The sequence below is a fragment of the Sphingobium sp. TomTYG72 genome (genome assembly GCF_055394715.1).
The window spans coordinates 2,367,626-2,387,780 of the sequence record NZ_AP027336.1; the positions used below are offsets into that span (position 1 = coordinate 2,367,626).

Here is a 20,155-nt window from a genome sequence, read left to right on the forward strand (position 1 = left end):
GCTCGCGAGTGGGCACGCGTCAGCAGCGATCTTCCCAATCGGCGAGGCGGTCGTCCTCGGCAAATTCGGTAGTTGGTTCGCGAAGCTACCGCATCACGCCTATATTTCGCCAGTCCGGGCTCTTGGGGAGGGCGGCCACGGCCTTGAGATAGGCCGGATCGTTGCCGTAAATCTGCGCGTCGGAGCGCGCAAACATCCGGAAATTGTAGTGTTCGACCTGGAAGCGCGACGTCGGGCGTCCAGCGCAGGGGTAGCGCTCGGGTGTCGCGGTGTAGATCATGGCCAGCTTAGGCGAGAGCGGATAGTAGAAGTCCAGCTCTTCGGTCTCGGTCCCGATGAGATTGATGATCGGCTGATCGCCCGTGATGAACGGAATGTCGGTGTCGTTTGGGAGGAACAGCGGTCGATAGGATCGGCGCTGCCGATACAAGCTCGCGCCCACGTTGGTCGCGTAGATGAACGCCTCGATCGGCCAGGTCCGAGCCATGTCGTGGGGCAGCGGGTTCGCAATGGCCAGCATGTCGTTCCTGAGCTTGGCGGTTCTGAAATATTGCAGGGTCAGAAATTGTATGAACGTGGCGCATTGTCCTGCGTCGTCATGGAAAGATGCATCCTGGCGCCTCGAGGCATCCAGGAACGGCACCGTCCGGCCTTCAATGCCCTGATGATACGTCTCGCCTAGCATGCGCTCGATATTGCGCAGCTCGGTCTCCAGTTGCGCCTTGAGCGGCGCAGCGATCGTGCGATCGGCAAGCGCGCGCCTGATGACAAAAGTCCTCTGGAAGAATGTGACCCAGCCTCGGTTTGCTTCACGCAAGCCAGTGTCACCGCTTCGATCAATCAACTGCTCGATATAGGCCAGATCGACAGGCCGCAGCTCCTGGAACTCATAGAAATAGCGTTCGCTGGCGACGTTACGCGGCGTGGTCGAAAACGGCTCGGCCTGATCGCTTCGCTTGCACCACAACTTTTTCGGGGTCGCCCAGGCACGTAGATGATATTGCCAGACATAGTGCTGGTTGGCCGTGAGCTTGGACATTTGCCTAGCCTATCGCCGCCGCGCGCCGCGCATTTTCCATCAGGAAATCTCGGATATCTGCGATGACTTGTCCGAGATCCGCAGGCGCTGCGTCCAGTCCGCGGGCAAAAGCAGTCCACTGCGTAAGCTTGGCAGGATCGCCGGCAAAGCCGTCAGTCAGGGCATCGGGCAGTTCGAACGGGATTGGGCTCTTGCGACGGGCGAATGTGGCGGCGATCGCCCGTGCGACCCGGTCGGGATCGAAGGTGAACGATCGACTCAAGAGCCAGATGTCATAGAAATCTTTCATTCGCGAATTTGCACGGCCAAGCAGCACCATAGCCTGAAACTTCTCTGCGATAACCGTCTCCTGAGCATAGGCCCGCAATTTCGGGACAGGGAAATCGAGCAGAACCGGGTAATCCAGCTCCTCGACGCCAGGTTCAAGCGCATCACCAAAACCGATATCGACCGACGCGCGGACGCGCGCGCCGCCGACATCAGCATCGGCCTGGAGACGAACGCCGCCATATTCAAGCTGTTCTCTGATGCGATCGATCCTGAGCGAGTCGATGTCGAATGTGATGCCATCCTCGACCTCGACCGACAGAATATCTCGGAAGGTCGCGAGCATCGCCTCGCTATCGGCCTCGCCGCAACCGAGGAGATCGAGATCGCGTGTCGGACGGGTCGGATCATCGAACCAGATCGAGAGCAACATTGCGCCCTTGAGGATGAAGCGGTCAGCATGCGCCGATTGGCTCAAACGATACAGCAGCCGCTCCAGCGCAAACCGAATGAGAATGAGTTCGAAGCTCTGGTCGTGCGCGCGCGAATGATTGAGGAGGCGTGTCCGAACCGATGCACCCAGATTCTGGACCGGTTTAGCCATCGATCGTCAGCGCTTCGAGATAGGGCCGTATCGCCGACCAGGTGCCGCTCTTCTGCGCGCGCGCTGCAATGTCTGAAGGTGTCACGCGCCGCAGTCGCAGCGCTTCGCGAAGAGCCTCGATCGCGACCGAGAGACCGACTCGCTTCTGGAAGCGGAAACAGTCGATGAGGGTTCGTGGCACATTGAAGATGCGCACCTCGACATTTTCGATGGTGTGCAGTTCGATATCGACGTCGCGTTGCGCCGAGCCGATCCGGACTAGCTGCAGTTTCGGGCCGTGATCTCCTGGCGCCCAGTCGCGTGCTCCGATGGCCATCCAAACGCGGCGCGGTATCTGATCGGTGAGCCCGTGAAATGCGAGGGCGGACACCAAGCAGATGACGCCCTTGGGTACGCGCTTGGCTGCCTCGGCAAGATCATGATGTGTGTCGAACCCGGCGTCGGCCAGTTGGTAGAGGCCGCGAGAGAGGCGAAGAATGTCTCCGTTTCGCTCCATTCTCACGAGCGTAGTAGCGGCGACGCCCTCGGTTACAAATTCCCGCGTGCGCATCATGCCCTTCCGGCCAAGCAGGCGTAGGGCATGCGCCCTCTGCCCGTCGCCGACCTTGTTATGTTTCCTTGTAATTTGCTCGCTCATATCCGAGGTTTTATAACTATTCGGAGCCGGGAGCAATGCGCCGCTTCACACACATCAAATGTTTGCGAAATTGACCGCACTCCTCTACTGTGTGCGAATGACTCGCCCCAAGCCTTATGCTGATCTCGCTCTTCGCATCGTCGCGGGGAGAAATGACGCAAATCTCAAACAGGCCGATCTCGCCGATCAGCTGGGTGTTAAGCAGCAGAGCGTCAGTCGTTGGGAAGCTGGCACGCATCGACCATCCGTCGAGCAGATACCCGCATTGGCCCGAGCGATCGACGCCAATCCGACCGAATTGATGCTCCTTGCCGGATACGGCCAACCGACGATTGTCACGGCGCCGCCGCCATTTCCGCTCGAAGCATTATCGCCGGCAGCCCTTGAGCAGTTCGTCGCCGATCTTCTAGAGGCAAAGCACCCCGAAGCAAGAGTGTCCGTCCAGGGGGGAAGCGGACACACCCAAGACGGAACCGACGTCGTTGCCACCTTCCCTGATGGCATGATATGGAGTCTCCAGTGCAAACGTGTCGAACGGTTCGGACCGGCCGACGTCGACAAGGTCGTCCGGCATCACAGCTTCAAGGCCGATCGACGGTTCCTTGTCCTTAGCCGGGTCGCGAGCCCGCAAGCTGCACAGGCAGTAGCCGCCCACGACGGCTGGACCCTTTGGGACAAGCACGACATCAACCGTCTCGTCCGAACTCTCCCTGCGGAAACGCAGGACCGCCTGGTCGACATATATTTCAGCGGTCAGCGCCTTGCTCTCCTCGGCCGCAGCGAGCCGGGGCCGTGGATTACGGCCGATCAATATTTTGCTCCCTTCCGCGGACGAGACGCGGTGTTCAGCCACGATTGGGCAATGGTCGGGCGCGAAGCGGAGATTGCCAGGCTTGCCGAAGGCCTTGCCGACAAGGAAGAGACTCCGGTCGTTCTGCTGACCGGCCCTGGCGGCATGGGCAAGACGCGCATCATCAAGGAAGGTGTCGCCGCCTTCCAGGCTAAGAAGAAAACCACGCTGGTTCGCTTCCTGTCCGCAGCCCGCGACGTCAGCAGGGCCAGCCTCGAAACCCTGGGTCACGGCCGCAAAGTGCTTGTCATCGATGACGCGCATGACCGTGAGGGATTGGGCGTCCTCATTGAATACGCCGCGGACCCCGCCAACAAGACTCGGCTGCTGATCGCGACACGACCCTATGCCGAGCAGCGCATTCGCAACGAACTCGCCATTTTCAACATCGTCGATCCCATGACGATCTCGCTCCGGCGCCAGAGCAAGGCCGAACTCAAGCAGCTGATCGCGCAGGTGCTCGACACCTTCGGCGGCGACGATCACCTTGCCAACGCCATATCCGAGATTGCGCAGGACAGCCCGCTGATCGCAGCCATGGCCGCCCGGGTTGTTGCTCGCGATGGCATTCCGCCAGAACTGGCGCGGCGGGAGAAGAACCTGCGGCAGATCATGTTGTCGCGCTTCACCAAGGTGATCACCGGCAACCTGGGTGCAGCAAACGACGCACCGGTGCTGCATGCGGTGATGGAAGTCCTGGCCGTCGTTCAGCCCTTCCATGTCGACGATCGCAGCGTCGCCGACCTCATTGCGAAGGTCCGGCCGGCCGTCACCGTCACTGAGGTGACCCGCGCGCTTAAAATCCTGATCGACGGCGGCGTCATCTTCAAGCGCAGCCAACTCTATCGGCTGATGCCCGACCTGCTCGGCGACTTTCTGATCGAGGAGAGCTGCGTCGGCGCCGATGGCGCGCTCACACCCTTCGCACTTCAGATTGCGGAGGCGGTCGGCCACCAGAAGCTTGAACAGGTTCTCGTCAATCTCGGCCGTATGGACTGGCGCCTGTCCGAAGGCGACCCGTCGGCGAGCAAGCTCCTCGATCCGATTTGGGCGGCGTTGCGCGGCATAGACAGCGAATATGATGGGCGCCTCCAGGCCATTGAAGCGGTGGCCTATTATCAGCCTGGCCAAGCGCTCGATTTTGTCGAGGCCATGATCGCGAAGAACCAAATCTACTTGCAATTTGGCCCGATCTTGCGGCGCATCGCACTCAGCGCCGAACATCGCATGACCGCGCTGCGCCTGCTGTGGGATCTGGGCCGCGATAACGCACGCGACCTTGGCCCCAATCCGGATCATCCCATCCGCATTCTCGCCGATCTAATTGGCTATGAGGAGCATAAATCCTTCGCGTTCAACGAGGATCTCTCGCGCTTTGCGTTTGGTTTGCTTGAGGAACCGGATGCCTGGAACAGCATCTATTCGCCGCTCGACCTCCTCGAACCGCTCCTGAGCGGACAGGGAATGACCACCCATTCGACCGGCCGCGGCTTCTCGCTCAACCCTTTCTTCGTCGATCATGCCGTCGTCGCGTCACTGCGCGAGCGTGTGATCGACAACGCGATTGCTCTCTTGAATAGCGACCATCCGCGCACGGCTCGCAGGGCAGCCCTTTTCCTTAACAGCGCGGTGCGTGCACCCTATGGCATGTTGAACACCGTCGCGCCGGACGAGCTTGATCAAGCCTATCAGCGTGAATTCTCCGGTACTATCGCCAAGATCGGCCAATTGGTCGATAAGGGTGACCTCGAGCCCTGGACCCTTATCGGTCTGATCCGCTCCCTTTCCTGGCACGCGCAGTTTGATGAAGGTGCGCTCGGCGATGCTGTACGGGACATATTTGCCGCTATGCCTGACAGCATCGATTTCCGGCTCTACGGTGCGCTGTCTGACGGTGCCGAATGGAACTTCGCTGGTCAGATCGCCTATGAGGACTGGGAAGAAGACAAGAACTGGCAGGAGGCCTTTTCCGAAGAGCTGATCCGTCAATTCGAGCCGGCCTCGCTGCTTGAAGCGATTTCGGATCGGCTGCAAAAGCTCGACGAGGCGGGAGAGGCAACCGGCCAGTCTGGTCAGCTCATCGATAAGTTGATCACCGCCGATCTGCGGGTCGGCGATGCACTGATCGCCATTGTCCGATCCAACCCATCGCACCGCCTGCGCTACTTCATCGGCATCGCAGTCGGCGCCAAGTTCGAGAACGAGCCGGAGGAAGGCCGTCGTCTTGTCGCTTTGCTGCTCGACGATCCGGACAATAATCTGCGGCAGGGAGCTGCGCGCGCGCTGATCGGGCTGAAGCGTCCCTATAGCGACGCCGATCACGCCCTGCTCGAACGCGCCTTGCGATCGGAAGATGCAAACGTCGCGTCCATAGCAATCACGGCAGTACGGACATGGCGCAATCTGCTGCCTCGCGCGATAATCGACTTCGCGTTGATGGTGCGATTCGATCAAGAGCCGCTTCTGCTCGACCATGTCGCCGGCCTGCTCTGCAGCCAACGGAAGACGTTGCTGATGCGCCTGCAAGATAACGATGTGACGCTCCTGCTTTCGGGCATGCAGCGCTTGCCGCGGATCGACGGACATTATGTCGAGGAGATTCTGCAGCACCTTGCCGAGCATCACGCGGCCGCACTCGCCGAATTCCTCTTCGCGCGCGCCGACTGGTCGCTGACCCGCGACGAGCGCGATGATGATTTTTCCGTACTCGGCTTTGCCGCGCGCCGGGATCACCTCGGCTTCGAGAAGTCACCGGCGCTAGCGACGATCCTGGCAGCAGCCTGGTCATGGCTGCGCGCTCATGATGATGACAGCGGCTGGGCGCACTACCGCCGGGCCAGCCTCATCGCAAAGATGTTTCGGCCAGATGACGATCGCATTGTCGCGTTCTTCGGCGCCGTGCTTGCGAGAGCCGATGCTGTCGATCTCCGCTGGATCGCCAGGATTGTGCGTCACGGCCATCACCGTTTCCCGTTCAAGCACCAAGCTTTCGTGCTGCGATATTTCGACCGCTGCAAACAGATCGATCAGGAAGCGGTCGCGTTCGGGCTCGATCAATTTTCTGCCGGTGCGCTCAGCGGCGGCTGGTCGGGATCGGTTGGCGAGCCCATGCCGCGCGATCTGTCCGCGCGGGACAATGCGAACACCATTCTGGCAAAGATGTCGCGACTGTCGCCTGCGTTTCCGCTGTACAAAGAGATTCTCGCGCATGCCGAGCGCAATATCCAACGCTCGATTCAAGAGGGCGAAGCGTTGGACGCCGAGCAGTGAAGGATGCCCGCGCCTTGGAGCAACTGCGCCAGGAGCGCGAATCCTTCGATCAGGCCAAAAGCCAAGGTGCCCAGTGGTTCAGCTACAAGCTGAGGATTGGCTATGGCATCAACCTGCTGCTGCTCGGCGTCGCGGCTGCCTGCACCTACATCCTGCTGCGCCATGACGATTATCCGGCGCATGTCGTTACGATCGTGGCCGCGACGCTGCTCGGCGACATGATCACCCTAGCGATCGCGGTCTTCAAGCTCGTGTTGCAGAACAACCAGCTGCCGGCTGTTCAACCGACTACCAGAATCAAGGACGGATAGCCTGCACATCGGCTCCACAGTATCTATTCGAAGCGACTGTCGGCTTTCTGGTCGAGCTCGTCCCAGCGCCTGATACCCTCCTCAAGGTTCTCACCCGCGCGCCGTGCCCATTGCTGCGCGCGGGGCGTCGTGACGCATCGCTGACAGCGCGGCGACATTTCTCGGCCGCGACAGAGATTCGCCTTATGCTGGATGGATTGCATAGCGAGGACGGCATCGCCGCAATGTGCCGCAGCGAAGGCATTGCCCAGACCTGCTACATCGAAGGGGCACAAGAGATTTGGCAAGCAGCGGCGCGGCGAAACTGTTCATCGCAATTTTGAAACGGCCCATGGCGTCCCCCGAGGGGGCTAGTGTGCCAATTTGTGCCAAACCCCCGGAAAAATCCTTGTTTTTCAAGGGGATATGGTGCCCAGAAGAGGACTCGAACCTCCACGACCTTGCGATCGCCAGCACCTGAAGCTGGTGCGTCTACCAATTCCGCCATCTGGGCACGGGGTAGGACGGCGCGATTAGCCGTTGGTCCTCACACTGTCAATTCCGTGGCGGGCATTATTTTTCTTCCTTTCTGGTTTTCTGCGCGTCAGCGTCTATTGCATCAGGCAGGACGCCTTGATCGTCAGTGGAGACAGCCGATAACCCCCTTTCAAGCCGCGCCGCTGGCGCTGTTCGCCCGTCCCGATGGGGTCCGGCTCGCCTACCGCCATCGTGCGGGTACGGGGCCAACCATCGTCTTTCTGCCCGGCTACATGTCCGACATGGAAGGTGGCAAGGCGGTGGCTATTGACGCCTGGGCGGCGGAGACCGGAAGGACGATGCTGCGGCTCGACTATGGCGGCAACGGCGCCAGCGAAGGCCGTTTTGAGGATGGCACGCTCGCCAGTTGGCGCGACGATGCGCTGCTGTTGATCGATGCCCTGACGGAAGGGCCGTTGCTGCTGGTGGGGTCGTCCATGGGCGGCTGGATTGCCCTGCTGATCGCGCTGGCTCGCCCTAATCGCGTTGTCGGTCTGGTCGGCATCGCGGCCGCGCCGGATTTCACCGAATGGGGCTTTAGCGATGCGGACAAGGCTTTGCTCGCCACCCAGGGGCGGCTGACCGAACCCACGCCCTATGGCGATCAACCGCTGGTGACGACGCTTGCCTTCTGGCAGTCGGGACAGGCGCTTCGCCTGTTGAACGGTCCCATCGCGATTGATTGCCCCGTGCGGCTTCTTCAGGGGCAGGAGGACCGCGACGTACCCTGGCAGACCGCCGTGCGTCTCGCTCAGCGCCTGCATTCATATGACGTGCAGACGCTGCTGATTAAGGATGGCGACCACCGTCTGTCGCGCGATGGCGACATTGCATTGCTGATCCGCACTCTCGGCAGTCTTTTGGACAATCTTTGATGAGCTTATTTCTCCCGCTGCTGCTTTTGACGCCGCAAGCCTATGATCCGGAAACAGAGGCCGTGATGAACCGGCCCAAGAAGGAGGCGCAGACGCCCGTACCAAGCCTCGCTGCTGACGGTCGCATTCCCGTTCCGGAAAAATATGCCAAGCCCTTCCAGGCCTGTCTCGACGAGGCGATTCAGTCGCCCGAGCAAGGCGTCGCGTTCGCGCAGAAATGGCGGTTGGAGGGGGGTAGCTTCTACGCCCGCCATTGCATGGGTTTCGCCTATGCCCGCGCGGAGCGGTGGGCGCCCGCGATCGTGTCTTTTGAACAAGCTGCTGATGAGGCCGAGCGCAGCGGCGAAATGGCGCAGAGCGCGCGCTTATGGGCGCAGGCTGGCAATGCCGCGCTGGCGGCGGGCGATCCCGCCAAGGCGCGCACCAGTTTCGACGCGGCACTGGCGCGCGGGCTACCCGACGGCGTGGAAAAAGGCGAAACGCATCTGGATCGCGCCCGCGCCCTCGTCGCGCTGGGTGAGGTCAAGGAAGCGCGCGATTCGCTCGATGTGGCGCTGGCGCAGGTGCCGCAGGACCCGCTGGCGTGGCTGCTCTCGGCCACGCTCGCCCGCCGCGCGGGGGAGTTGAAGCTGGCGCAGGCGCATATCGCGCGGGCGGTGCAGCTTTCTCCCGATGACGCGTCCGTGGCTTTGGAGGAGGGCAATATCGCTGTCCTGACCGATCATGCCGACATCGCCCGATCGGCCTGGCAAAGAGCAGTCAAGCTCGCGCCGCAATCGCCCGCAGGCAAGGCGGCTGCCGATAATCTTACCCGGCTGCCGCCCGCCTGAACCCGCCTATTTAAGGTAGAAGTCGACGGTCGTGACCACGCGGACCTTCTTATAGGGCGTGTCGCTCGACCCGTACGCCTCTCCATCGCGTGGATCGATGGAAAAATAGCCTTGGGTGGCGCTCTTGATCCCGCCGACGCTCGCGCCGCTGTCGCGCGCGAATTGCTCGGCTGCGGCGCGGGCATCGCGGGTCGCGGCAGCCACCATCGGCGGCTTGACGTCGTTGAGCTTCGTGAAGCTGTAGCGCATGCCGGAACCTTCCTGCAACGTGACGCCCCGGCGGACCAGATCGAACTGCTGCGCGACCGCGCGCTGAGCACGGGCGATGTCGGTCGTGCGCAACAACATGCGTTGAGTGATGGTGATCGTGTTGACGCCATTGTTGATATATTGATTGACGCCCGCACCCGTGGGCGTCAGCGCTTCCGGCTTGAAGCCGAGGCTTGCGAAATAGGCTTTCAGCTCTCGCGTATTATTGTCGATCTCGGCGCGCACGGCGGGCAGGTCGAAACCGGTTGCGGCATAGCTGATCGACCAGGTCGCAAGGTCAGCCGTGACATTGCGTTCCGCCAGGCCCCTCACTGTGACCGACCGATCCGCAGCTTTCGCGCGCTTCAGCCCGTCGCCCAGCAGATAGCCGCCACTGACCAAGCCTAGAGCCAGCAGCCCGGCACAGCCCAGCAGCACCTTGTCGCGATACTCGATTGCCATTCGCGTCTCCTCTTCCATCCATGCCTGCGCCGCCCTATCTTGGGATCATTCCTGCCATTGCCGAGATGAACCGTTGCTTACTGGCGACGAACGGAGCGACCGCTTGACCAAATATCTTCATACCATGATCCGCGTGACTGACATTGACCGCACGGTCGCCTTCTTCAAGCTGTTGGGGCTGGAGGAGCAGAAACGCTTCGACAATGAAAATGGGCGCTACACGCTCGTTTTTCTCGCCGCGCCGGGGGATGAGGATGCTCAGGTTGAGTTGACCTACAATTGGCCACCGGAAGATGGCAGGCCAGCGGAAAATTATGGCGAAGGCCGGAATTTTGGCCATCTCGCCTATCGCGTCGATAATATCTACGAGGTGTGCCAGCGACTGATGGATGCGGGCATCACCATCAACCGCCCCCCGCGCGACGGCCACATGGCCTTTGTCCGCACGCCTGACAATATCTCGATAGAGTTGCTGCAGGACGGCTATCTTGATCCTGCCGAACCCTGGGCGTCCATGCCCAACACGGGCGTCTGGTAAGGTCATGCTGAGCGTCGTCCGAATACCGGTCCTGTCCGATAATTATGTCTGGCTGTTGCATGACGATGCCAGTGGCGAGACCGTGGTGGTCGATCCGGCGGTGGCGGACCCCGTGCTGACGGCGGCGGCCGAGCGGAGCTGGACCATCACCCAGATCTGGAACACGCATTGGCATGGCGATCATGTGGGCGGCAATGCGGCGATCAAGGCGGCGACCGGCTGCCTGATCACCGGTCCCGCCGCAGAGGCCACCAAGATCGGCACGCTCGACCGGCAGGTGGGGGAAGGGGACAAGGTGCGCATCGGCGATCATGTCGCCACCGTGATGGAGGTGCCCGCCCATACGGCGGGTCATATCGCCTATCATCTGGCTGACGATCACATCATCTTCGTCGGCGATACGCTGTTCGCCATGGGCTGCGGGCGGTTGTTTGAAGGGACGGCGGATCAGATGTTCGCCAACATGGCCCGCCTCGCGGCGCTGCCGGACGACACGATGGTCTATTGCGCCCATGAATATACGCAGGGCAATGGCCGTTTTGGCCTGACGATCGAGCCGGACAATGAAGAGCTCGCCGACCGAATGGTGCAGGTCGATGCTGCGCGTGCACGCGGCGAGGCTACCGTGCCCACGACCATAGGGCTGGAGCGCGCGACCAATATCTTCATGCGCGCGAGCGATGCCGCCGAGCTGGCTCGCCGCCGCAAGGCCAAGGATACCGCCTGACGGTTCGGGCGTTGCGCCGCCGTCTCCCTTTCACGGGAAGATGTGCAGGAGAAAAGCCATGCGTGCATGGATGTGTCTGGCGCCACTGATGCTGGCAGGGTGCGCGGGCGGTAGCGAGCCCCCGCGCCTTACGGAAAAGCAGGCTGACCGGCTGGAAGCGGCGCTGGAGGGCAAAGTCGCGGGCGAGCCAGTCAACTGCGTGACCCGCTATCCCGGCGCCAGCCTGACCGCTATCAGCGAAAGCGTGTTATTGTACCGGGTGAGCGGTCGGCTGATCTATCGCAACGACCTGATCGGCGGTTGCACCGGGCTGGGCAGGGGCGACACACTCATCATCAAGCCGACGGGTTCGCAATATTGCCGGGGCGACATCGCGCGGAGCGCTGATCTCGCCATCGGGTCGATCACCGGCGGTTGCGCGCTTGGGTCGTTCACGCCCTATCGCACCCCCGGCCGTTAACCGTCAGCCCTTGTAGAGTGCGTCCAGCCGCTCCTGATAGCGCGCCTTGATGACGTGGCGGCGGATTTTCATCGATGGCGTCATCTCGCCATTTTCGATGGTGAAGGGTTCGTCCGCCAGGATGATGCGCCGGACCCGTTCGGTGACGGACAATTCCTCGTTCACCCGATCGACCGCCGCCCTTAATGCTGCCTGATAGGTGGCGTCGGATGAGACCGCGCCCGCATCAAGGCCGTGCGCCGCCGCCCATTCGCGCGTCCACTCGGCATCGGGCACCAACAGCCCGACCAGATGCGGACGCCGGTCGCCATAGACCATGGCCTGACCGATCTCAGGCTGTAGCGTCAACATGCCCTCGACCTTCTGCGGCGACACATTGTCGCCCTTGTCATTGACGATCAGGTCCTTCTTGCGATCGGTGATGCGGATGCGGCCCTTGGCGTCGATCTCGCCAATGTCCCCGGTGTGCAGCCACCCATCCTTCAGCGCCTTTTCGGTTTCGGCGGCATTGCGCCAATAGCCCTGCATCACCAGTTCGCCGCGTACCAATATCTCGCCATCCTCGGCGATCCTGACCTCGACCCCATCAAGTGGCGGCCCCACCGTGTCCATGGCGATGCCCGCGCTCGGTCGGTTGCAGCTGACCACCGGCCCCGCCTCCGTCTGGCCATAGCCCTGCAGCAGCGTCAGCCCCATGGCGTCGAAGAACAGGCCGACATCCGGATTGAGCGGCGCGCCGCCTGACACCAGCGCCTTCATCCGCCCGCCAAAGCGCTTGGCGATCTTGGGCTTCAGCGTGCGGTTGAGCAGCAGCTTCATCGGCAGGTCGGCGATCGATATGTTACCGCTCTGCTCCTTCGCGGCGATCCGCAAAGCTTGCGTCAGCAGCCAGGTGGGGAACTTGCCCTGCTTCTCGATCGACTTGATGATCCGGGCGCGCAGCACTTCGAAAAGGCGGGGCACGACGACCATGATCGTCGGGCGCGCTTCCTCTATGTTGCTGGCGAGCTTTTCCAGCCCCTCCGCATAATATATCTGCCCACCCAGCATGATCGGCAGGAATTGCCCGCCGCTATGCTCATAAGCGTGGCTGAGCGGCAGGAAGGACAGGAACACCTCATCCCCCCAGCCGAAATCCTCCGCCACCAGCCTGCCCGCGCCCTCGATATTGCAGAGGATCGCGCCGTGATGCTGCATGACGCCGCGTGGCGCACCACCCGTGCCGCTGGTGTAGATGATGCAGGCCAGGTCATTCCGCCTGGCGGTCTGTTCAGCGTCGCAGGCGTCGGGATCGGCGATGCGGGACGCGACCATGTCGGCCCAGAGATGGCAGGACAGATCCCCCTGCGCGCCCCGGAGCGGTTCCATGCCGATGATGAAGCTCGCCTGCGATCGCAACACGGCGGGCATCAGCGTCTGGGCCAGCTTGGCCGTCGATACGATCACCGCGCGGGCGCCGCTATCGGTCAGGATATGCTGATGATCGCGGGTGGTATTGGTGGTGTAGGTCGGGACCGTCACGCATCCCGCTGCCATGATGGCAAGATCGGCGATGCAGAATTCGGGACGGTTCTCACTCACCAGCATGACCGGGTCGCCGGGCTTCAGTCCCTGCGCCTTGAGCGCGGCGGCAAGTCCCGCCACCTGCAACGCCACCTCGGTCCAGCTGAGCGATTGCCAGCCGCCGACCGTCTTGCGCCACAGGAAGGGGAGGTCGCCCATTTCCTTCGCCCGGGCGAAGAACATGGTCACCAGATTGGGATACTGTTCGATCGCCCGCAAAGCAGCGCAACTCCTTGATTCTAGAGCGCGTCCGATGCGCGCATCCGCTCCTTGCCCACGCTATAGCCGCGCCTTGCCGTAGCGGTCACGCATTTTTCAGTCGAACAGCCCGTCCTGCAATCCGGCGGGCGGATTGAGCCCCAGATGCTTCCATCCCGGCCCGTTCAGGCAGCGGCCCCGCGCGGTGCGAGCGATCAGGCCAAGCTGGATCAGATAGGGTTCGATCACCTCCTCGATCGTGTCGCGCGGCTCCGACAAGCCTGCCGCCAGCGTCTCCACGCCCACCGGCCCCCCGCGATAAATGTCGGCGATCATCATCAGGTAACGGCGGTCCATCAGGTCGAGGCCTAGTTGATCGACCTCCAACCGGCTCAGCGCCGCGTCCGCCGCCTTGGCGTCCACTGCCTCTACCCCCGCGACATTGGCGAAGTCGCGCACCCGCCGCAGCAGCCGTCCGGCGATGCGGGGCGTTCCGCGCGACCGGCGGGCAATCTCGATCGCCCCGTCGGACGTGATGCCTAGGTCCAGCAGCCGCGCCGCGCGCCGCACCACCAGTTCCAGTTCCTCCACGGTGTAGAATTGCAGCCGCACCGGAATGCCGAAGCGATCCCGCAGCGGCGTCGTCAGCAACCCCTGCCGTGTCGTCGCGCCCACCAGCGTAAAGCGCGGCAGATCAATCCGCACCGACCGGGCCGAAGGACCCTCGCCGATCATCAGGTCGAGCGCGCGGTCTTCCATCGCGGGATAGAGCACCTCTTCGACCGCAGGATTGAGCCGGTGGATCTCGTCCACGAACAGCACGTCGCCCTCATCCAGATTGGTGAGCAGTGCCGCCAGATCGCCCGATTTGGCGATGACCGGTCCCGACGTCGCGCGAAAACCGACGCCCATTTCCTTCGCCACGATCTGCGCCAGCGTCGTCTTGCCAAGCCCCGGCGGGCCAAAGAACAGCACATGGTCCAACGCGTCGCCACGCTGCTTCGCCGCCTCGATAAAGACCCGCAAATTGCCGCGCGCAGCCTCTTGCCCGATAAACTCGGTCAGGGATTTGGGCCGCAGGGCGGCGTCCACATCCTCCGCCCGGCGCGTGGAGGCGATCAACCGTTCCTCGCTCACTTGGCCGCCTTCCGCAGCGCCAGCCGCACGAGCGCATCCAGGGTCGCGCTATCGCCCAGTTCTTCTTCCGCAGCAGCAACCGCGCTGCTCGCCTCGGCAGGCTTGAAGCCGAGATTCTGCAGGGCGGAAATCGCGTCCGCTCCCAATCCTCCGGCCATGACGGGCGCGATGCCCGCGCCCAGCACGCCGCCAGCGCCCGGCGCCGCGCCGATCTTGTCCTTCAATTCGTTGACGATTCGCAGCGCCAGCTTCGGCCCGACGCCATTGGCGCGCGCCACCATCGCCTTGTCCCCGGTCGCCACCGCGCGATGCAGTTCGGCCGGTTCGAGCGCCGACAAGATCGCCAGCGCCACGCGCGATCCCACGCCCTGCACGCCGATCAGCAGGCGGAACCAGTCGCGCTCTTCCCCCCGCGCAAAGCCGACCAGCCGGATCGAATCCTCCGACACCAGCATTTCGGTATGCACCGTCACCGCTTCGCCTACCGGACCCAGCGCCGACAAGGTGCGCGACGATGCGCCAACGAGATAGCCCACGCCCCCCACGTCGATGATCGCATGGTCAGTGCCCGTGCTGTCCAGCCGCCCTTTGAGTTTCGCGATCATGCCCCGCACCCTTTGGTCATGATCTGTTCTTTACAGGCTCCCAAGGATAGCGCCAGTCAAAAGCGCGCCTGCCTTGGCACCAATTCCCGCGCCGGACGTAGTGCAGCCCATCCCTAGTCTATCAGGAACCCATTGATGTCGATGCAAGCGCCCTTGCTCTCACCCCAGGACTTCGCCTGTCCCGCCATCCGCCTCTCCGGTCCCGTCGACCAGTCCATGTATCTGTACTTCAAGGAGGCGCTGGCGGCGGCGCCCTCCGACGGGCTGGTGGTGACAGAAATTTCTACGCTTGGCGGCGACCCGGAAATCGCGCGGATGATGGGGGAGGATATCCGCTTTCATTCGGAACTCAGCGCCGCGCGGCGACTGGTGTTCCTGGGAAAGACCGCCGTCTATTCGGCAGGCGCGACCTTCATGGGCTTTTTCGCCAAGGAAAACCGCTACCTCACGCGTGGCACGCGGGTGATGATCCATGAACGGCTGATCACCAAGGACATCCACCTTCAAGGCCCGCTGTCCACCTGCATCGCACCGCTAAGGGCCGCCCTGAACGAGATCGAGGCATCGATCGCCATCCAGAATGAAGGCTTTTCCAACCTGATCCTGGGCTCCAGCATCTCGCTCGACGAAGTGCTGAAGCGGGCACCGGAAAACTGGTATCTCGAAGCGAATGACGCCGCGACGCTTGGTCTGGTGGAAGCGGTGCTCTGACGGCCGCTTGCCAGCATCGTCCTTTTGCGGCTTTCTGGGCGGATGAAGCCTTCTTCCGCCCGCTCCCTGGTTTTTCCCTGGCGCTACGGCATGTTCCTGGCGTTGCTGGCGACCGCCTTGCCATTCGGCTGGTTGATGCCCTGGCATCAGGCGGTGATGGCCGGGTTCGATTGTGCCTCTCTTGCCTTCATCGCTGTGGCCGCGCCGCTTCTGCGAGCCGACCCCGACCGCATGCGTCGCACCGCCCAGGAAAATGATGCCAATCGCCGCCTGATGCTGCTCCTGACCGGCATCGTGTCGCTGGTGGTGCTGGTCGCGGTGGGTGCAGCCGTCAGCCAGCATGGCGGCCCCAATGCAGCCGCCATCGCGCTGTTGCTTGTGACGCTGGCGCTTGCCTGGCTCTTTTCCAACCTCGTCTATGCGATGCATTATGCGCATCTCTTCTATCTGGCCGATCGGCATGGGAAGGATCAGCAGGGCCTCGACTTCCCCGGTACGAAGGAGCCCGGTTACAGCGATTTTCTCTATTTTGCCTTTACCCTCGGCATGACCTTCCAGACGTCCGATGTCAGGGTGACCGGCACATCCATGCGTCAGGTGGTGACCGCGCATTGCCTCGCGGCATTCCTGTTCAACCTTGGCATCCTGGCCTTTACCATCAATGTGCTGGGCGGCGTCTGAGGTAGCTTCACGGCTTGCTTACCATTTCCCGGCATAAGCCGGGCATGTCTTCCGCTACCGATCCTTGTCCGCCCTCTGCCGTCAGCCATGGCGTAGGCTTCGCCGGGCTGGCCGGTCTTGCCCTTTGGGCGGTGGTGGCGCGGCATTATGGGATGAACGGCCCCAATGCGGGCTTCGCGGCGGTGATCGCCTGCGGGCTGCCGATGATCTTGTGGTCGCTGCTGGTGGACAGGGTTCATCGCAATCCATCGACTGGTATCGATTGGCAGGCGCCTCCCCGGCCATGGCGCGCTATCCTCGACATCAGCCTCGTCAAGATTGCTGGCCTTTGGGCAACATGGCTGGCGCTCGCGATCTTCTACTGCCTCGCCCGCTGGTACTGGAGCGGGAATTATCATTATTCCATGAACCTGTTCATGGACGCGGCCCCTTGGCTTGTGCTGTTCTCCGTTCCCTATGTCGTCTGGCTGGACCGGCGATTGGTCGAACCCTGCGACGCCACCCATGCCTTCGGGCAATGGGTCATCGGCGGAGCAGCGGGCGCGCCGGACATGGCGCAGGTCGCCAATCATGCCCGCGCATGGGCGGTCAAAGGCTTTTTCCTAGCCTTCATGCTCTCCATCGTGCCGGGCAATTTTGCCAGCGTGGTGGACTGGCGGTTGGATCATGCCTTCGCCAATCCGGTGAACCTTGCCGCCTTCCTGATCGCGGTTATGTTCATGATCGATGTCTGCATGGCGACGGTCGGCTACCTGCTGACATGCAAGCCGCTCGATTCCCATATTCGTTCCGCCAATCCATTGCTGACCGGGTGGGTGGCGGCGCTGATCTGCTACCCGCCCTTCGTGCTGATGGGGTCAGGGGGACCGCTGGACTATCATGCAGGCGGGGCTGAATGGGACGTTTGGACGCAGGGGCACACGACCTTGCAATGGATATTGGGCAGCTGGCTTGTCCTGCTAACCGCCATCTATGCCTGGGCGACGGTGGTGTTCGGCATCCGCTTTTCCAACCTCACCCATCGCGGCATCCTGACGCACGGGCCGTATCGCTGGACGCGGCACCCCGCTTACCTGTCGAAGAACCTGTTCTGGTGGTTTTCAGCGCTGCCCTTCCTCACGGTCTCGGGAAGCCTCACTGACATGGTGCGCAACTGCGCGATGCTGGCGGCGACCAACGCCGTCTATTATTGGCGCGCCCGGACCGAAGAGGCGCACCTTTCTACTGATCCCGCCTATCGCGACTACAGCCAATGGATGGAGCGCAACGCGCCCGTCCCCCGTCTGTTCGCCTGGGCAACGGGCCGCAGGCGCAAGGTTCAGCCGAGCCTGACGCCAGCGGAATAGGTTAGAAGCTTTCCTCATCATAGACGCGGGAAAGGTCGCCCGCCCATTCGCCATGATAACGGTCGAGCAGTTCTTCGGCATGGGTACGCCCCGCCGCCACGATCTCGTCCAGCGGTGCCAGATAGGCGGTTTCATTGTCGCCGATATCGTTCAGCCGTGCCCGCGCCCTCAGTCCGCTGCGGCTGATATCCAGCACCTGCGCTGCGATATCGCGCAACTTGCGCCCGCCCGGTAACGGTGCATCCAGCGCCAGCTTCGGCGCCGCGTCGCGCAGCGTCTGCCGGTCCTCCATGGTCCAGCCCTTCACCAGATCCCAGGCCGCATCGAGCGCGCCCTGATCATAGAGCAGGCCAACCCAGAAAGCGGGCAGGGCGGTGATGCGATCGGCTCGTCCGCCATCGGCCCCGCGCATTTCAAGGAAGCTCTTCAATCGCACTTCCGGGAAGGCGGTGGACAGATGATCTTCCCAATCCTTCTCGGTCGGCTTTTCACCCGGCAGCACCGATAGCTTGCCGTCTAGAAAGTCGCGGAAGCTCAGGCCCGCCGCATCGATATAGCGGCCGTCGCGATAGACGAAATACATCGGCACATCGAGCGCATAGTCGGCGTACCGCTCATAGCCAAAGCCGTCCTCGAACACGAAGGGCAGCATGCCCGTGCGATGTGGATCGGTGTCCGACCAGATATGGCTGCGATAGGACAGGAAGCCGTTGGGCTTGCCTTCGGTGAAGGGTGAATTGGCGAACAGCGCGGTTGCGAGAGGTTGCAGGGCGAGGCCAACGCGGAACTTCTGCACCATGTCCGCCTCGCTGCCATAGTCGAGGTTTGTCTGAATGGTGCAGGTCCGCAGCATCATGTCGAGGCCCATCGACCCCACGCGCGGCATATGCCGCAGCATGATGTCATAACGCCCCTTGGGCATCACGGGCAGTTCGTCGCGTGTCTTGTCCGGCCACATGCCCAAGCTCAGGAAGCCGAGGCCGAGCATGTCGCCGACATATTTGACTTGTTCCAGATGCCGCTGCGTTTCCGTGCAGGTCTGGTGCAGATTTTCCAGCGGCGCACCGGACAGTTCCAACTGACCCGCCGGTTCCAGGCTCACCGTTCCATCGGCGCCGGACAGGGCGATGATGTTGTCACCCTCGAACACCGGGCTCCAGCCATAGCGCGTCAGGCCGATCAGCAGCGTGTGGATGCCGCCCTGCTCGCTGTAGGACGGCGCATGATGATCGGCCTTTGAATAGACGAACTTCTCATGCTCGGTGCCGATGCGCCAGCGGTCCTTGGGCTTGGCGCCCTTGGAAAAGGCCACGATCAGCTGGTCGCGGCTTTCGATGACGGGATCGATTCCCCCTGAGTCGGTTCTCGTGCTCATGCCCCGCCTTAGCCTGTCCCCCTTGCGCGTCAATCGACAGCGCCCGGGGGACAAATAGGTTGCGTCCACCGGGGCTGCAATCCCATTTCGGATTGCAACTGGAACAGCTATCCTATCGCCAGTCGCCGTTCAGCGTCATCCACGCCGACGTCGCGGCGATCGCCGCTGTCTCCGCGCGCAGGATGCGAGGGCCAAGGGACACGGGCACGGCCTTTGCCACAGCGCGGATCGCCTCCCGCTCTGCCGGGTCGAAGCCGCCCTCCGGCCCGATCAGGAACGCCGCAGGGCCTTGATGCGCGCGCAGCGTATCGTGCAGCGGTTCGCCGCCGCTTTCATCGGCAAAAAACAGCCAGCGATCCTCCGGCCAGTCGCGCAGCAACGCGTCCAGCTTCACCATGCCGCTGAGGTCAGGCAGCGCGGTGCGGCCGCATTGTTCGGCCGCCTCGACCAGATGCGCATGAAGCCGGTCGAGGTTGAGCTTGTCCACCACAGCTCGGCGCGTCAGTACCGGTTGCAGCTTCGCGACACCCAGTTCGCATGCTTTTTCCGCGATCAGGTCGATGCGGCCTTTCTTGATCGGCGCGCAGCATAGCCAGAAATCGGGCACCTCCTCCGGTGCCTTGGTTTGGCTGACGCATTCCAGCACCAGATCGCGCTTGCGTATGTCCCGCACCCGCGCGGCCCATTCGCCGGACCTGCCGTCGAACAGCAGGACGATGTCGTCCGGCTTCACCCGCATGACGCTGATCAGATAATGGGCCGGGTTGCCATCGACCGGCACGGCCACGCCGTCGCCTAACTGCGTCTCGACATGCAGGCGCGGCGCGCTCTGCGGCGGCCATGCAGGGGTTGCGGTCATATTCCAATGCTCCGTTCGGGCTGAGCTTGTCGAAGCCCTTTACTT

At 62.5% G+C, this 20,155-nt stretch carries 20 protein-coding genes, 1 tRNA gene and 1 pseudogene; 11 read left to right on the forward strand and 11 right to left on the reverse strand.

The genetic code is table 11. The features are described 5' to 3' along the window. Window positions 1-85 precede the first annotated feature (85 nt). The 4 genes from ACZ5U1_RS11750 to ACZ5U1_RS11765 are packed head-to-tail and all read right to left on the reverse strand — an operon-like array spanning window position 86 to window position 2,785. Complete coding sequence (locus ACZ5U1_RS11750) at window positions 86-1,039, reverse strand: DUF4238 domain-containing protein (RefSeq protein ID WP_464778563.1); 954 nt, start codon at window positions 1,037-1,039, stop codon at window positions 86-88. 4 nt (window positions 1,040-1,043) lie between these two features. Next, the gene (locus tag ACZ5U1_RS11755; RefSeq protein WP_464778564.1) at window positions 1,044-1,910 is read right to left on the reverse strand and encodes a nucleotidyl transferase AbiEii/AbiGii toxin family protein; all 867 of its coding nucleotides are present in this window, start codon (window positions 1,908-1,910) and stop codon (window positions 1,044-1,046) included. After that, complete coding sequence (locus ACZ5U1_RS11760; protein ID WP_464778565.1) at window positions 1,903-2,547, reverse strand: type IV toxin-antitoxin system AbiEi family antitoxin domain-containing protein; 645 nt, start codon at window positions 2,545-2,547, stop codon at window positions 1,903-1,905. Before ACZ5U1_RS11760 ends, ACZ5U1_RS11755 begins: the two co-directional genes overlap by 8 nt. A 16-nt stretch (window positions 2,548-2,563) precedes the next feature. Then, on the reverse strand, window positions 2,564-2,785 hold the full coding sequence (locus ACZ5U1_RS11765; RefSeq protein ID WP_464780061.1) for a hypothetical protein: 222 nt from the start codon (window positions 2,783-2,785) through the stop codon (window positions 2,564-2,566). Between ACZ5U1_RS11765 and ACZ5U1_RS11770 the strand changes: the two are divergent. The 3 genes and pseudogenes from ACZ5U1_RS11770 to ACZ5U1_RS11780 form a co-directional block, all read left to right on the forward strand. Continuing rightward, window positions 2,738-3,184: pseudogene (locus tag ACZ5U1_RS11770) on the forward strand (helix-turn-helix domain-containing protein); the annotation flags it as partial. The gene ACZ5U1_RS11765 and the pseudogene ACZ5U1_RS11770 sit on opposite strands and share 48 nt — an antisense overlap. Window positions 3,185-4,012: 828 nt before the next feature. Next, a complete protein-coding gene (locus ACZ5U1_RS11775) occupies window positions 4,013-6,667 on the forward strand; it encodes a HEAT repeat domain-containing protein (RefSeq protein ID WP_464780062.1) in 2,655 nt (884 codons plus the stop codon). Next, window positions 6,664-6,978, forward strand: coding sequence for a hypothetical protein (locus tag ACZ5U1_RS11780; protein WP_464778566.1), 315 nt, complete (start codon window positions 6,664-6,666; stop codon window positions 6,976-6,978). The genes ACZ5U1_RS11775 and ACZ5U1_RS11780 overlap by 4 nt, the downstream gene beginning before the upstream one ends. Before the next feature lie 406 nt (window positions 6,979-7,384). Here ACZ5U1_RS11780 and ACZ5U1_RS11785 read toward each other — a convergent pair. Continuing rightward, a tRNA-Leu gene (locus ACZ5U1_RS11785) sits at window positions 7,385-7,471 on the reverse strand. A gap of 142 nt (window positions 7,472-7,613) precedes the next feature. On the opposite strand from ACZ5U1_RS11785, the gene ACZ5U1_RS11790 reads away from it, so the two are divergent. Next, the gene (locus ACZ5U1_RS11790) at window positions 7,614-8,369 is read left to right on the forward strand and encodes an alpha/beta fold hydrolase (protein ID WP_464780038.1); all 756 of its coding nucleotides are present in this window, start codon (window positions 7,614-7,616) and stop codon (window positions 8,367-8,369) included. Next, window positions 8,369-9,199, forward strand: coding sequence for a tetratricopeptide repeat protein (locus ACZ5U1_RS11795; protein WP_464778567.1), 831 nt, complete (start codon window positions 8,369-8,371; stop codon window positions 9,197-9,199). The genes ACZ5U1_RS11790 and ACZ5U1_RS11795 overlap by 1 nt, the downstream gene beginning before the upstream one ends. A 6-nt stretch (window positions 9,200-9,205) precedes the next feature. Here the strand turns inward: ACZ5U1_RS11795 and ACZ5U1_RS11800 are convergent, their stop codons facing one another. Then, on the reverse strand, window positions 9,206-9,910 hold the full coding sequence (locus tag ACZ5U1_RS11800) for an SIMPL domain-containing protein (protein WP_464778568.1): 705 nt from the start codon (window positions 9,908-9,910) through the stop codon (window positions 9,206-9,208). Window positions 9,911-10,013: 103 nt separating this feature from the next. Here ACZ5U1_RS11800 and ACZ5U1_RS11805 point away from each other — a divergent pair, with 103 nt between their 5' ends. The 3 genes from ACZ5U1_RS11805 to ACZ5U1_RS11815 are packed head-to-tail and all read left to right on the forward strand — an operon-like array spanning window position 10,014 to window position 11,635. Continuing rightward, a complete protein-coding gene (locus ACZ5U1_RS11805) occupies window positions 10,014-10,448 on the forward strand; it encodes a VOC family protein (RefSeq protein WP_464778569.1) in 435 nt (144 codons plus the stop codon). Window positions 10,449-10,452: 4 nt separating this feature from the next. Then, a complete protein-coding gene (gene gloB, locus ACZ5U1_RS11810) occupies window positions 10,453-11,175 on the forward strand; it encodes a hydroxyacylglutathione hydrolase (protein WP_464778570.1) in 723 nt (240 codons plus the stop codon). 58 nt (window positions 11,176-11,233) lie between these two features. Next, window positions 11,234-11,635: a hypothetical protein gene (locus tag ACZ5U1_RS11815; protein ID WP_464778571.1), complete on the forward strand. Its 402-nt coding sequence runs from the start codon at window positions 11,234-11,236 to the stop codon at window positions 11,633-11,635. Between the two features lie 3 nt (window positions 11,636-11,638). On the opposite strand, the gene ACZ5U1_RS11820 is transcribed toward ACZ5U1_RS11815, so the two are convergent. The 3 genes from ACZ5U1_RS11820 to ruvA form a co-directional block, all read right to left on the reverse strand. Beyond that, window positions 11,639-13,381 (reverse strand): AMP-dependent synthetase/ligase, encoded by a 1,743-nt coding sequence (locus tag ACZ5U1_RS11820; RefSeq protein ID WP_464780039.1) that lies wholly within the window; start codon window positions 13,379-13,381, stop codon window positions 11,639-11,641. Between the two features lie 132 nt (window positions 13,382-13,513). After that, entirely contained in the window at window positions 13,514-14,533 is a 1,020-nt protein-coding gene (gene ruvB / locus ACZ5U1_RS11825) for a Holliday junction branch migration DNA helicase RuvB (RefSeq protein ID WP_460989146.1), read from the reverse strand. Next, entirely contained in the window at window positions 14,530-15,138 is a 609-nt protein-coding gene (ruvA, locus tag ACZ5U1_RS11830) for a Holliday junction branch migration protein RuvA (protein ID WP_464778572.1), read from the reverse strand. Before ruvA ends, ruvB begins: the two co-directional genes overlap by 4 nt. A 135-nt stretch (window positions 15,139-15,273) precedes the next feature. On the opposite strand from ruvA, the gene ACZ5U1_RS11835 reads away from it, so the two are divergent. From ACZ5U1_RS11835 to ACZ5U1_RS11845, 3 genes are read left to right on the forward strand one after another with little or no spacing between them, the layout of a single operon-like run. Further along, complete coding sequence (locus tag ACZ5U1_RS11835; RefSeq protein ID WP_464778573.1) at window positions 15,274-15,849, forward strand: peptidase S14; 576 nt, start codon at window positions 15,274-15,276, stop codon at window positions 15,847-15,849. Between the two features lie 42 nt (window positions 15,850-15,891). After that, window positions 15,892-16,530, forward strand: coding sequence for a DUF1345 domain-containing protein (locus tag ACZ5U1_RS11840; RefSeq protein WP_464778574.1), 639 nt, complete (start codon window positions 15,892-15,894; stop codon window positions 16,528-16,530). 44 nt (window positions 16,531-16,574) lie between these two features. Next, entirely contained in the window at window positions 16,575-17,876 is a 1,302-nt protein-coding gene (locus ACZ5U1_RS11845; protein ID WP_464778575.1) for a methyltransferase family protein, read from the forward strand. A 1-nt stretch (window position 17,877) separates the two neighbouring features. On the opposite strand, the gene ACZ5U1_RS11850 is transcribed toward ACZ5U1_RS11845, so the two are convergent. Then, on the reverse strand, window positions 17,878-19,251 hold the full coding sequence (locus ACZ5U1_RS11850) for a glutamate--cysteine ligase (protein WP_464778576.1): 1,374 nt from the start codon (window positions 19,249-19,251) through the stop codon (window positions 17,878-17,880). A gap of 112 nt (window positions 19,252-19,363) precedes the next feature. Beyond that, window positions 19,364-20,110 carry a 16S rRNA (uracil(1498)-N(3))-methyltransferase gene (locus ACZ5U1_RS11855; protein ID WP_464778577.1) on the reverse strand — a complete coding sequence of 249 codons (747 nt, stop codon included), beginning with the start codon at window positions 20,108-20,110 and terminating at the stop codon, window positions 19,364-19,366. Window positions 20,111-20,155 lie beyond the last annotated feature (45 nt).

What these genes read in the sequence shown, in the direction of transcription:
- ACZ5U1_RS11750 (WP_464778563.1), bottom strand. Translation starts at nt 1,039, where the DNA reads ATGTCCAAGCTCACGGCCAACCAGCACTATGTCTGGCAATATCATCTA.
- ACZ5U1_RS11755 (WP_464778564.1), bottom strand. Translation starts at nt 1,910, where the DNA reads ATGGCTAAACCGGTCCAGAATCTGGGTGCATCGGTTCGGACACGCCTC.
- ACZ5U1_RS11760 (WP_464778565.1), bottom strand. Translation starts at nt 2,547, where the DNA reads ATGAGCGAGCAAATTACAAGGAAACATAACAAGGTCGGCGACGGGCAG.
- ACZ5U1_RS11765 (WP_464780061.1), bottom strand. Translation starts at nt 2,785, where the DNA reads ATGCGTGCCAGCTTCCCAACGACTGACGCTCTGCTGCTTAACACCCAG.
- ACZ5U1_RS11795 (WP_464778567.1), top strand. Translation starts at nt 8,369, where the DNA reads ATGAGCTTATTTCTCCCGCTGCTGCTTTTGACGCCGCAAGCCTATGAT.
- ACZ5U1_RS11800 (WP_464778568.1), bottom strand. Translation starts at nt 9,910, where the DNA reads ATGGCAATCGAGTATCGCGACAAGGTGCTGCTGGGCTGTGCCGGGCTG.
- gloB (WP_464778570.1), top strand. Translation starts at nt 10,453, where the DNA reads ATGCTGAGCGTCGTCCGAATACCGGTCCTGTCCGATAATTATGTCTGG.
- ACZ5U1_RS11815 (WP_464778571.1), top strand. Translation starts at nt 11,234, where the DNA reads ATGCGTGCATGGATGTGTCTGGCGCCACTGATGCTGGCAGGGTGCGCG.
- ACZ5U1_RS11820 (WP_464780039.1), bottom strand. Translation starts at nt 13,381, where the DNA reads ATGTTCTTCGCCCGGGCGAAGGAAATGGGCGACCTCCCCTTCCTGTGG.
- ruvA (WP_464778572.1), bottom strand. Translation starts at nt 15,138, where the DNA reads ATGATCGCGAAACTCAAAGGGCGGCTGGACAGCACGGGCACTGACCAT.
- ACZ5U1_RS11835 (WP_464778573.1), top strand. Translation starts at nt 15,274, where the DNA reads ATGTCGATGCAAGCGCCCTTGCTCTCACCCCAGGACTTCGCCTGTCCC.
- ACZ5U1_RS11840 (WP_464778574.1), top strand. Translation starts at nt 15,892, where the DNA reads ATGAAGCCTTCTTCCGCCCGCTCCCTGGTTTTTCCCTGGCGCTACGGC.
- ACZ5U1_RS11845 (WP_464778575.1), top strand. Translation starts at nt 16,575, where the DNA reads ATGTCTTCCGCTACCGATCCTTGTCCGCCCTCTGCCGTCAGCCATGGC.
- ACZ5U1_RS11850 (WP_464778576.1), bottom strand. Translation starts at nt 19,251, where the DNA reads ATGAGCACGAGAACCGACTCAGGGGGAATCGATCCCGTCATCGAAAGC.
- ACZ5U1_RS11855 (WP_464778577.1), bottom strand. Translation starts at nt 20,110, where the DNA reads ATGACCGCAACCCCTGCATGGCCGCCGCAGAGCGCGCCGCGCCTGCAT.